The following is a 12,136-nucleotide window of genomic DNA, read 5'->3' as shown; positions in this document are numbered from 1 at the left end:
CGTTCCCATACCGAACACGGAAGTTAAGCTCTCTAGCGCCGATGGTAGTTGGGACCTTGTCCCTGTGAGAGTAGGACGTCGCCAAGCAACTAAAAACACAAGTCTTTTGACTTGTGTTTTTTTGTGTTTTTTAAACAGTATGTAAAAAGAAGTAATGGTAATACAAACACGTTGCCCAAGGATGAATCATATTATATAAGAAATTGATGTATATTTTTCTGTAAATTGTTAAGGAATAGAAGTATGAAATATGTCCATTTAAATAGGGAGGGAAGGATATGAAATCACAAAACGAAGTTTGTATTGTTTGTGAGACAGAAAGAAAAGAAGGAATATATGTTTATAATAATTTAATATGTTATGAATGTGAAAAGGACATGGTGAATACGGAGACAAATGATCCGAAGTATATATATTATTTAAAACAGCTTCGGAAATTAGAAGTATCATATTTTTAAATAGGCATATGCCTATTATTTTTTTTTGTTCTGTATAATAGAGAAAGAATGAATAATAAGGAAGAGATATAGATGAATCAAAATCGCATACCTTTATATGAGGCATTAATAGAGTTTAAAGAAAGAGGGCCGTTGTCCTTTCATGTTCCAGGTCATAAAAATGGTTTAAACTTCCCTCAGAAGGCAGTAGAGGAGTTTAAAGATATATTATCTATCGATGTGACTGAGTTGTCAGGGTTAGATGATTTACATAGTCCATTTGAATGTATAGATGAGGCACAACAATTATTAGCTGATGTATACGGAGTGGGAAAAAGTTATTTTTTAATTAATGGTTCAACAGTCGGGAACTTAGCAATGATTTTGTCTTGCTGCGGGGAACATGATATTGTTCTTGTACAAAGAAACTGTCACAAATCAATTATTAATGGTTTAAAACTAGCAGGAGCAAATCCTATTTTTTTAGATCCATGGATTGATGAATTTTATAATGTACCGGTGGGAATTCATGATGAAATTATTAAGAAAGCAATTGAAAAGTATCCAAATGCGAAAGCACTCATCTTAACACATCCTAATTATTATGGTATGGGGATAGATTTAGAGGCAAGCATCGCTTATGCACATGCACATAAAATTCCTGTGTTAGTAGATGAAGCACATGGAGCTCATTTTTGTTTAGGCGGGGCGTTTCCAAAGTCAGCGCTAGCATATGGTGCAGATATTGTAGTTCATTCTGCGCATAAAACATTACCCGCGATGACGATGGGTTCCTATCTACATATAAATAGTCGCTTAGTGAGAGAAGAAAAAGTTTCTACTTATTTAAGTATGCTACAATCTAGTAGTCCATCGTATCCAATTATGACTTCTCTTGATATTGCACGCTTTACAATAGCACGTATAAAAGAAAAGGGACATGATGAGATTGTCGAGTTTTTACGGGGATTTAAAGAAGAATTGAGTTCTGTTCCACAAATATCTATTTTACAATATCCATTACAAGACGAGTTAAAGGTTACCGTACAGACACGTTGTCAGTTATCAGGATACGAATTACAGTCTGTATTTGAAAAGGTCGGTATATATACAGAAATGGCAGATCCATATAATGTCTTATTTATTTTGCCTTTGCAAGTAAATAAGGAGTATATGAAGGCTATAGAGATGATCCGAGTGGCATTGCAATCTTATGAGGTGAAAGACAAGAAGGAATCTATTCGTTATACTTATAAAGGAGAAATTTCTCCTTTACCCTATACATATAAACAACTGGAAGGATATGAAACGAAAGTAGTATCTGTAGAAGAAGCGGTTGGGATGATAGCAGCGGAAATGGTAATTCCGTATCCACCTGGCATTCCGTTGATTATGTATGGGGAAAGAATTACTTCAGAACATAAAGAGCAAATTATGTATTTAGAGAAAGCAGGCGCTCGTTTCCAAGGCAACACGAAATATATGAAAGTGTATGATATAGAAAGTAGGTTTTAGGATGAAGGGATTATTTGTAACAATTGAAGGTCCAGAAGGTTCGGGGAAGACAACGTTAATTCAAAGTTTATTGCCATACTTTGAACAAAAAGAAAAAAAGGTAATGGCGACGAGAGAACCAGGTGGTATTGCAATTTCTGAGGATATTAGAACGATTTTACATAAACAAGAGTATACGATGATGGAAGCACGTACAGAGGCGTTGTTATATGCTGCAGCACGTAGACAGCATCTAGTAGAAAAGGTTATGCCGGCACTTAACGAGGATTACCTTGTATTATGTGATCGTTTTATAGATAGCTCTTTAGCGTATCAAGGATATGCAAGAGGATTAGGTATGGATAAAGTATTTGAAATAAATCGCTTTGCAACAGAAGACTGTATGCCTAGTTTAACAATTTACTTAGATATTGAGCCAGAAGTTGGCTTAGCTCGAATTGCAAAAGATGCAGGACGTGAAGTGAATCGATTAGATATGGAAGATATCTCTTTCCATAAACGTGTGCGTGAAGGGTATTTACAAGTTGTAGAACGTTTCTCAGATCGTATTGTATTAGTAAATGCCGATCAGCCAATGGAAAAACTTATAGAAGAAGTTATTCAGGTTATAGAAGATAAATTGTTATAATAGAAGGAAAGAATTGAAATAAGTGAGGTATGCATTATGACGAAGACGTGGGAGCAGCTTTCTGCTATACAACCCATCGGTGTAAAAATGTTGATGAATAGCATTGCAAAAGAGCGTATATCCCACGCTTACTTGTTAGAGGGAGGGAAAGGGACAGGAAAGTTTGCGACTGCAATTCAAATGGCAAAGAGTTTCCTCTGTTCTCAGCGGAATGGGGTAGAGCCTTGTCATGTATGTACAAATTGTAAGCGAATTGATTCAGGTAACCACCCGAACTTACATATTGTAAAACCGGACGGATTATCTATTAAGAAGCAGCAAATTCATGATTTACAAGAAGAGTTTTCAAAAACAGGATTAGAAGCAAATAAAAAAGTATATATTATTGAGCACGCAGACCGTATGACGGCAAATGCAGCGAATACACTTTTGAAATTTTTAGAAGAACCAAGTAGTGATACAACAGCTATTTTACTTACTGAACAAAGTCATCAAATTTTAAATACGATTTTATCTCGCTGTCAAGTTGTTACATTTAGACCTTTACCAACGGAATCTTTAATTAGAAGATTACAGGATGAAGGTATTACAGTATCTTTATCGACACTTGCTGCACAACTCACGAATAGTTTTGATGAAGCTTTAGCTTTATGTAGTGATGAATGGTTTGCACAAGCACGAGCTTTAGTGATAAAATTATGTGAAGCGCTCGAAAAAGATAAAGCCTCTATTTTTTTTGTACAAGAAAAATGGGGAAAACACTTTGGAGAGAAAGAGCAATTACAGCAAGGTTTAGATATGTTACTCCTTATTTATAAGGATTTATTATATGTTCAACTTGGAGAAGAAGATCGTCTTGTTTTTCATGAGCAGAAAGAGATGTTTGAATCTTTCTCCTACGCTCAGAAGCGCATTGTATCAGCTCTCTTTAATATATTAGAGGCAAAAAATAGAATCAACGCTAATGTAAATGCGCAGCTTGTGTTCGAACAGTTAGTGTTGCGGTTGCAGGAGGGATGACCGTTTTGTATGATGTAGTAGGTGTTCGCTTTAAGAAGGCCGGAAAGGTGTATTACTTTGATCCAAATCAGTTCGATATCTCTGAAAATGAGTTTGTCATTGTAGAAACGGTAAGAGGTATTGAATACGGAAAAGTAGTTATTACCAAAAAGCAAGTTGATGAAAACGACGTTGTATTACCGCTAAAAAAGGTTATTCGTATTGCAAATGAAAATGATCGTACCATTGTTGAAGAGAACAAACATGCTGCAAAAGAAGCATATCAAGTTTGTCAGCAAAAGGTAGTAGAACATAATCTTGATATGAAACTTGTAGATGTAGAATATACGTTCGATCGCAACAAGATTATTTTCTACTTTACTGCGGATGGTCGGATTGATTTCCGTGAACTAGTGAAGGACTTAGCGGCAATTTTTAGAACAAGAATTGAACTAAGACAAATTGGTGTTCGTGATGAAGCGAAGATGCTTGGTGGTATTGGTCCATGTGGTCGCATGCTTTGTTGTTCTACTTTTTTAGGAGATTTTGAACCTGTATCCATTAAGATGGCAAAGGATCAAAATTTATCATTAAATCCTGCAAAAATCTCTGGTTTATGTGGTCGCTTAATGTGTTGCTTAAAATATGAGAACGATGAATATGAGGCAGCAAAGGAACAACTTCCTGATTTAGATCAACGTATACAAACCCCGCATGGTACTGGCCGTGTTATCGGATTAAATATTTTAGAAAGATTAATTCAAGTGGAACTAGTAGACAAGGAACGGATAGTAGAATATACGTTAGATGAGTTAGTGAATAAAGGGGTCGTTTCGAGTCAAACCACAGATTAATGAGGTGGGTGCTTGTGGAGAAAAAAGATATTTTTGCATCGGTTTCTAGTATGGAAGAGCAAATTGGACATTTATACAAACAGTTGGGCGAATTAAAACAACATCTTGCAGAGTTGTTGGAAGAGAACCAACATATAAAAATGGAAAATGAAAATTTGCGACACCGCTTTGAAGAAGTGCAGATTAAAGAAAAACAAAAAACTCAAAAACGTAAAGAAGTGAAGCCGAAGACAGCTGATATTGGTGAAGGCTACGATAATTTAGCAAGACTATATCAAGAAGGTTTTCATATTTGTAATCTGCATTATGGAAGTGTACGTAAAGAGGGAGATTGTTTATTCTGCCTGTCATTTTTAAATAAAAAGTGAAATTACCTTTCCAATAATAATTGGAAAGGTAATTTTTTATACATGAGGGTAGAATGAAATATGTTTTTTATTAGTTGAAGATGAAATAGGGTAGGTTAAGTGTAAGAAAAGGAGTAACATATGAATTTATATGAAGATGAACGTTTAGATTACTTATTAGCACAAGATTTAAAGATTATACAAAGCCCATCAGTATTTAACTTTTCGTTAGATGCTGTTTTACTTGCAGATTTTGCTTGGGTACCAATTCAAAAAGGTAATTTACTTGATTTGTGTACAGGTAACGCGGTTGTTCCCCTTCTATTAAGTACAAGAACAAAAGGAAATATTACTGGTGTGGAAATTCAAGAACGCTTATATGATATGGGAGTAAGAAGTGTTCAATACAATGGGTTGGAAGAAAGAATTCACCTCATACATGGAGATTTGAAAGATATGCCAGAGAAACTTGGGCGTCATCAATATGATGTTGTTACATGTAATCCACCATATTTTCAAACACCTCAAACTTCAGAGAAAAATATGAATGAACATTTAGCGATAGCTCGTCATGAAATTATGTGTACATTAGAAGATGTTGTATCTGCAAGTAGTCAGTTAGTAAAACAAGGTGGGAAAGTAGCGTTTGTACATCGTCCAGGGCGATTACTAGACATTGTCACATTAATGCGTAAATATAAAATTGAACCAAAGCGTGTGCAATTTGTTTATCCTAAGGTTGGAAAAGAAGCAAATACATTGTTAATTGAAGGAATTAAGGATGGAAATGCAGATTTAAAAATTTTACCACCTCTCGTTGTATATGAGAACAATAACGAATATACAAAGGAGCTACGTTCAATTTTATATGGAGAAGAATAAGCATTTTTTTTATGTGGTAGAGTGCTCTGATGGAAGTTATTATGCTGGATATACAAACCATATAGAAAAGAGAATTCAGACTCATAATAGCGGCAAAGGAGCTAGGTATACACGCGCCAGGCTTCCTGTCGTTTTAAAATATGTAGAGACCCACAATGATAAGCGTACAGCTATGCAAGCGGAGTATTACTTTAAGCAATTAACGAGAAAACAAAAAGAGGCATATATGCAAAAAGGAGAACGCTATGTGGCAACAAAAAAGCTTTCAACAAAATGAAAAGGGAGTTTTATATTTAGTACCAACTCCTATTGGAAATCTAGAAGATATGACATTTCGTGCAATCCGAATTTTAAAAGAAGTTGATTTAATTGCTGCTGAAGATACGAGACAAACGAAAAAACTTTGTAATTATTTTGAAATTGAAACACCTGTCACGAGTTATCATGAGCACAATAAAGAAGTAAGTGGGAAGAAACTATTAGAGAAATTAGAGGATGGAAAGAATATAGCACTTGTTAGTGACGCTGGTATGCCGTGTATTTCTGATCCAGGTTACGATATTGTTGTTGAGGCAGTAGCTGAGCAATACCATGTAATTCCGCTTCCTGGAGCAAATGCAGCCCTTACAGCATTAATTGCATCCGGCCTTGAAACACAGCAGTTTTATTTCTATGGTTTCTTGCAGAGAAACAAAAAGGAACGGAAGATGGAGTTAGAAAAGCTTCGTTATGTACAAACTACAATGATGTTTTATGAAGCGCCTCATCGTTTAGATGATACTTTAATTTCGATGCAGGAAGTGTTGGGAAATAGAGAGATTGTATTATGTCGAGAGTTAACGAAAAAATTTGAGGAATTTATTCGAGGAACAATCGAAGAAGCAATTGAGTGGACGAAGCAAAATGAAGTACGTGGTGAGTTTTGTATTTTAGTAGCAGGTTCAACAGAAGAACCAGCTCCAGAAGAACAATGGTGGGAATCTCTTTCGGTATATGATCATATTGAACACTATATAAATGAAAAAAGTATGAATTCAAAAGAAGCGATTAAAACAGTCGCTAAAGATCGAGATTTGTCGAAAAGAGATGTATATCAAATCTATCATGTCGATAAAAAATAAGCTTCTCATAATTGAGAAGCTTATTTTGCTGTTTCGATATAATCTTGAAGTTCGTTTAAGATTTGCTCAGCGCCTTCTTTGCTTAAGATGATTTTACCTTCAGCTAAAGAAAGGTTACCGTCAGATACTTCACCAGTTACTTGGCAAGTCATGTTTGGTTTATATTTCTTTAAGATGATTTTTTCGTCATCAACATAGATTTCAAGAGCGTCCTTTTCTGCAATACCTAAAGTACGGCGTAATTCGATTGGAATTACTACACGACCTAATTCATCAACTTTACGAACAATACCAGTAGATTTCATAATTTTTTTCCTCCTAAATAAATAGTTTATAAGTTTCGAGTCTATTTTTAGATTCGTCATTTTTCGACAAAATACCCTATGGACATATGATACCAATCATTTACATTTCCGTCAATTCTTAAATTCTATATTTTTTAAAAAGATTTATAGATTTCTTATTTCTTATATATAATAGATTGAGAGGAAATTCCACAATTATTTACGATATTTTCTGAAAAAATAATAAATTTAAAGTGGAGATTGTATATTTTTTTGAAATATGAGCAATAGATGATAAAGATATTGAGCATTAAGACCTAAATTTAAAATTAGGTTGGCGTAAAGAAGATAAATTAGATTTGGGCTGCTCGTAAAAGCCTAATTAATGTGGGCTAATAATTAGTGGGGAGGAACAAAAACCCTACTGATTAAAGTTTCACTTTATATATGAGTTTTTGATATACTGTTTATAAATACATATGAGGTTATTCGGGAGGTCCAAAACAATGACAGAGGAAAATAAGTCCTTTTATATTACTACCCCAATTTATTATCCAAGTGGAAAATTACACATTGGACATGCTTATACGACAGTAGCAGGAGATGCGATGGCACGATATAAGCGTATGCAAGGTTATAATGTGCATTATTTAACAGGAACTGATGAGCATGGACAGAAGATCCAAAAGAAAGCAGAAGAGTTAAATATTACGCCACAGGCATATGTTGATAACATTGTTTCAGGAATTAAAGAGCTTTGGGAGAAGATGGATATTTCTTATGATGATTTTATTCGTACAACTGAAGATCGTCATAAAGATGTTGTCGAAAAAATCTTTAAGCAATTAGTAGATCAAGGTGACATTTATCTTGATGAATATGAAGGTTGGTATTCTGTACAAGATGAGACGTTCTATACAGAGCATCAATTAGTAGATCCAATTATGGAAGGCGACAAAGTAGTTGGAGGAAAAAGCCCAGATAGTGGTCATGATGTAGAACTTGTTCGTGAAGAATCTTATTTCTTTAGAATGGGTAAATATGTCGACAGACTATTAAAATTCTATGAAGATAATCCACATTTCATTCAGCCGGAGTCTCGTAAAAATGAAATGATTAATAATTTTATTAAACCAGGATTAGAAGATTTAGCAGTTTCTCGTACTTCATTTGACTGGGGAGTTCGTGTTCCTGGTAACCCAAAACACGTTATTTACGTATGGGTTGACGCATTATCTAACTATATTACGGCGTTAGGTTATGGAACAGCAAATGAAGAGAAATATAAAAAATTCTGGCCTGCAGATGTGCATTTAGTTGGGAAAGAAATTGTTCGTTTCCATACAATTTATTGGCCGATAATTTTAATGGCATTAGATTTACCTCTTCCGAAGAAAGTCTTTGCTCATGGCTGGATTTTAATGAAGGATGGAAAGATGAGTAAGTCAAAAGGAAACGTAGTAGATCCAGTTACATTAATCGATCGTTACGGATTAGATGCATTACGTTATTACTTACTTCGTGAAGTTCCATTTGGATCTGATGGCGTATTCACACCAGAAGGATTTGTGGAGCGTATTAATTTCGACTTAGCAAATGACTTAGGTAATTTATTAAATCGTACAGTAGCTATGATTGATAAGTACTTTAACGGAGAAATCCCTGCATTTAAAGCAAATGTAACGGAATTTGATGAAACGTTAGTAGCGTTTGCGCAAGATACTTTGAAAAAAGTAGAAGAAGCAATGGAGAATATGGAGTTCTCTGTAGCGTTAGGATCTATTTGGCAATTGGTTAGTCGTACGAATAAATATATTGATGAAACACAACCATGGGTATTAGCAAAAGATGAGAATGATCGTGAAAAGTTAGCTTCTGTAATGGCTCACTTAGCAGAAGTACTTCGTCAAACAGGTATTATGCTTATGCCATTCTTAACAGTAGCACCAAGCAAGATGTTTGCTCAGCTTGGCCTTACTGATGAAGCTCATAAATCTTGGGAAAGTCTATCTACAATTGGCTGCATTCCAGCTGGAACAAAAGTAGAAAAAGGAAACCCAATTTTCCCTCGTTTAGAAATGGAAGTGGAAGTAGAGTACATTAAAGAACAAATGAAAAGCTCTGCTCCTAAAGTAGAAGAGAAAAAAGAAGAAGAACCGAAGGCAGAAGAAATTACAATTGATGATTTCTTTAAAGTAGAATTACGCGTAGCTGAAGTACTATCTGCTGAACCTGTGAAAAAAGCAGACAAGTTGTTAAAAATTCAACTAGACTTAGGCACAGAAAAGCGTCAAGTTGTTTCTGGAATTGCAAAATTCTATTCACCGGAAGACTTAAAAGGTAAAAAGGTTATTTGTGTAACAAACTTAAAACCTGTAAAATTACGCGGTGAATTATCGCAAGGTATGATTTTAGCGGGTGAAGAGAATGGCGTATTGTCATTAGCATCAATTGACCAAAATCTACCAAATGGTACAAAAATCAAGTAATTAAGACAAGAAAAGAGATGTTTCACGTGTAACATGTGTGAAGCGTCTTTTTTCTTTTTACACTCTCTATTTTTGCATTAAGGTTGTAGTATTGTTATCGTTAAGTTATTAAAGAACTTATTTTTGTAGAATAAACTTGATTTCAATATAAAAGGAGTTATGTATTATGTTGTTTGATACACATTCACATTTGAATGCAGAGCAATTCGAAGGAGATTTGCAAGAGGTTATTGCCCGAATGAAAGAAGCGGGAGTTACTTATACAGTTGTTGTTGGTTTTGATGAAGTAACGATAAAAAAGGCGATGGAATTAGCTGAAGCCTATGATTTTATTTACGCTGCGGTTGGGTGGCACCCAGTTGATGCAATCGACATGACAGAAGAACATTTAGCTTGGTTAGAAGAACTTGCTTCTCATCCTAAAGTCGTTGCACTTGGAGAAATGGGCTTAGATTATCACTGGGATAAGTCTCCAAAAGAAATACAGAAAGAAGTATTCCGTAAACAAATTGCATTAGCGAAAAAAGTAAAATTGCCGATTATTATACATAACCGCGATGCAACTCAAGATATTGTTGATATTCTAGAAGAAGAGAATGCAGCTGAAGTAGGAGGCATTATGCATTGCTTTAGCGGCAGTGTAGAGGTAGCAGAGCGATGTGTTGATATGAACTTTTTAATTTCGTTAGGTGGACCAGTTACATTTAAAAATGCTAAGAAGCCGAAAGAGGTTGCTACGGAGATTCCATTAGAGAAATTGTTAATAGAGACGGATTGTCCGTATTTAACGCCGCACCCATTTCGAGGGAAACGAAATGAACCGAGTTATGTAAAACTCGTAGCAGAAGAAATTGCGAATTTAAAAGGAATTTCTTATGAGGAAGTAGCAGAAATGACAACTAAAAATGCAAAAGTTTTATTTGGTGTTGAATAAAAAGAACGGGGAAACCTGTTCTTTTTTATTTTGAGAAAAACTAGTAGAAGTGATGAAGAAAATAAATGTGAATGATGAAGTGTTACAATAAGGACAGAGAACAAAGATTTTTCTATTCTATTTTTTAAAATATAAGAATGGGGAAAATAATAATGGAAAAGTCGTCATTTTTTTGTTTTACTAAGTAGAGACGAAATGAGTGTGGAGGCAAGCATGAAAATAAAAGAGATTATCGTTGTAGAAGGTAAAGATGATACAGTTGCGATTAAGCGTGCTGTTGATGCGGATACAATTGAAACGAACGGTTCAGCAATCGGTGATCATGTTATTGAGCAAGTTAAATTAGCGCAACAAAAAAGGGGCGTTATTATTTTTACAGATCCGGATTATCCTGGAGAGCGTATTCGAAAAATTATTTCTGACAAGGTTCCTGGCTGTAAGCATGCCTTTTTACCGAAGGAAGAAGCGCTTGCTAAAAGGAAAAAGGGTGTCGGGATTGAACATGCTTCTAATGAGTCGATTCGCCGTGCTCTAGAGAATATACATGAAGAAATGGAAGCTTACACAAGTGAAATTAGTTGGAGCGATTTAGTCGATGCAGGCTTAGTGGGCGGAGAAATGGCAAAGAGCCGCAGAGAAAGAATGGGTAAGCTATTAAAGATTGGTTATACAAATGCAAAACAGTTACATAAACGATTACAGATGTTTCAAGTTTCAAAGGAATCATTTGCAGAAGCTTATAAGCAAGTAATACAGGAGGAAAAAAAATGAAGGATATCGCAACGCCAAATCGTACAAAAGACATTGTTGAAAAGTATGGATTTTCATTCAAAAAAAGTTTAGGACAAAACTTTTTAATTGATACAAATGTATTAAATCGTATTGTCGATCATGCAGAAATTGGTTCAGAAAGTGGTGCAATTGAAATTGGACCAGGTATTGGTGCATTAACAGAGCAATTAGCGAAGCGTGCTAAAAAAGTAGTGGCTTTTGAAATTGATCAAAGACTATTACCAATTTTAGATGAGACGTTAGCGCCATATGGTAACGTTACAGTTATTAATAAAGACGTACTAAAAGCAGATGTACATGAAGTATTTAATGAGCAATTTGAAGAAGGACAAGATGTAATGGTAGTAGCTAACTTACCATACTATATTACAACGCCAATTTTATTTAAATTGCTTGAAGAAAAGTTACCAGTTCGTGGATTTGTTGTTATGATGCAAAAAGAAGTTGGAGATCGTTTAGCTGCTAAACCTGGAACGAAAGAGTATGGTTCTTTATCGATTGCCATTCAGTATTATACAGAGGTTGAAACAGTTATGACTGTACCGCGTACAGTGTTTGTACCACAGCCAAATGTTGATTCTGCAATTATCCGCCTTCTAAAGCGTCCTAAACCGGTTGTAGAGGTGAAAGATGAAACGTTCTTCTTTGAAGTAGTACGAGCAAGTTTCGCACAGCGCCGTAAAACTTTAATGAATAATTTATCAAATAATTTAAATGGTTTCCCGAAAGATAAGGAGTTATTGGATCGAATTTTAACAGAAGTAGGAATTGATCCAAAGCGAAGAGGCGAAACGCTATCTATTGAAGAGTTTGCAACATTAAGTAATGCATTAGTTCTTCATAAATTATCATAA

The 12,136-nt window shown here is 35.0% G+C and carries 14 protein-coding genes and 1 rRNA gene; 14 read left to right on the top strand and 1 reads right to left on the bottom strand.

What is annotated here, in order from left to right:
* From rrf to rsmI, 10 genes are all read left to right on the top strand, one after another.
* Positions 1-87, top strand: a 5S ribosomal RNA gene (gene rrf, locus F3I02_RS16175); the annotation flags it as partial.
* 191 nt (positions 88-278) lie between these two features.
* The gene (locus F3I02_RS16170; protein ID WP_000842028.1) at positions 279-458 is read left to right on the top strand and encodes a sigma factor G inhibitor Gin; all 180 of its coding nucleotides are present in this window, start codon (positions 279-281) and stop codon (positions 456-458) included.
* A 72-nt stretch (positions 459-530) separates the two neighbouring features.
* Complete coding sequence (locus F3I02_RS16165) at positions 531-1,952, top strand: aminotransferase class I/II-fold pyridoxal phosphate-dependent enzyme (RefSeq protein WP_196478174.1); 1,422 nt, start codon at positions 531-533, stop codon at positions 1,950-1,952.
* 1 nt (position 1,953) lies between these two features.
* Positions 1,954-2,580 (top strand): dTMP kinase, encoded by a 627-nt coding sequence (gene tmk, locus F3I02_RS16160; RefSeq protein WP_048526380.1) that lies wholly within the window; start codon positions 1,954-1,956, stop codon positions 2,578-2,580.
* Between the two features lie 36 nt (positions 2,581-2,616).
* Positions 2,617-3,600 (top strand): DNA polymerase III subunit delta', encoded by a 984-nt coding sequence (gene holB / locus F3I02_RS16155; protein WP_048526381.1) that lies wholly within the window; start codon positions 2,617-2,619, stop codon positions 3,598-3,600.
* 5 nt (positions 3,601-3,605) lie between these two features.
* Complete coding sequence (locus F3I02_RS16150) at positions 3,606-4,433, top strand: PSP1 domain-containing protein (RefSeq protein WP_000272429.1); 828 nt, start codon at positions 3,606-3,608, stop codon at positions 4,431-4,433.
* Positions 4,434-4,447: 14 nt separating this feature from the next.
* Complete coding sequence (yabA, locus tag F3I02_RS16145) at positions 4,448-4,801, top strand: DNA replication initiation control protein YabA (protein WP_000412055.1); 354 nt, start codon at positions 4,448-4,450, stop codon at positions 4,799-4,801.
* A gap of 120 nt (positions 4,802-4,921) precedes the next feature.
* Entirely contained in the window at positions 4,922-5,662 is a 741-nt protein-coding gene (locus F3I02_RS16140) for a tRNA1(Val) (adenine(37)-N6)-methyltransferase (RefSeq protein WP_196478173.1), read from the top strand.
* Positions 5,649-5,939, top strand: a complete 291-nt coding sequence (locus F3I02_RS16135) for a GIY-YIG nuclease family protein (RefSeq protein ID WP_000414352.1) — start codon at positions 5,649-5,651, stop codon at positions 5,937-5,939. The genes F3I02_RS16140 and F3I02_RS16135 overlap by 14 nt, the downstream gene beginning before the upstream one ends.
* Positions 5,908-6,783, top strand: a complete 876-nt coding sequence (rsmI, locus tag F3I02_RS16130; protein WP_000267817.1) for a 16S rRNA (cytidine(1402)-2'-O)-methyltransferase — start codon at positions 5,908-5,910, stop codon at positions 6,781-6,783. The genes F3I02_RS16135 and rsmI overlap by 32 nt, the downstream gene beginning before the upstream one ends.
* Before the next feature lie 20 nt (positions 6,784-6,803).
* On the opposite strand, the gene F3I02_RS16125 is transcribed toward rsmI, so the two are convergent.
* The gene (locus tag F3I02_RS16125) at positions 6,804-7,088 is read right to left on the bottom strand and encodes a transition state genes transcriptional regulator AbrB (protein ID WP_000843036.1); all 285 of its coding nucleotides are present in this window, start codon (positions 7,086-7,088) and stop codon (positions 6,804-6,806) included.
* 485 nt (positions 7,089-7,573) lie between these two features.
* On the opposite strand from F3I02_RS16125, the gene metG reads away from it, so the two are divergent.
* From metG to rsmA, 4 genes are all read left to right on the top strand, one after another.
* The gene (metG, locus tag F3I02_RS16120) at positions 7,574-9,556 is read left to right on the top strand and encodes a methionine--tRNA ligase (RefSeq protein ID WP_000134143.1); all 1,983 of its coding nucleotides are present in this window, start codon (positions 7,574-7,576) and stop codon (positions 9,554-9,556) included.
* A gap of 166 nt (positions 9,557-9,722) precedes the next feature.
* Complete coding sequence (locus F3I02_RS16115; RefSeq protein WP_000895851.1) at positions 9,723-10,490, top strand: TatD family hydrolase; 768 nt, start codon at positions 9,723-9,725, stop codon at positions 10,488-10,490.
* Between the two features lie 213 nt (positions 10,491-10,703).
* Complete coding sequence (gene rnmV / locus F3I02_RS16110) at positions 10,704-11,261, top strand: ribonuclease M5 (RefSeq protein ID WP_000692835.1); 558 nt, start codon at positions 10,704-10,706, stop codon at positions 11,259-11,261.
* Positions 11,258-12,136: a 16S rRNA (adenine(1518)-N(6)/adenine(1519)-N(6))-dimethyltransferase RsmA gene (gene rsmA / locus F3I02_RS16105; RefSeq protein WP_000651547.1), complete on the top strand. Its 879-nt coding sequence runs from the start codon at positions 11,258-11,260 to the stop codon at positions 12,134-12,136. Before rnmV ends, rsmA begins: the two co-directional genes overlap by 4 nt.

Origin of the sequence: Bacillus sp. SRB3LM, assembly GCF_015712745.1 — a bacterium.
GTDB lineage: Bacteria > Bacillota > Bacilli > Bacillales > Bacillaceae_G > Bacillus_A > Bacillus_A thuringiensis_K.
The sequence above is the reverse complement of the archived record's forward strand: the minus strand, read 5'-3'. Positions and strand labels throughout refer to the sequence as shown.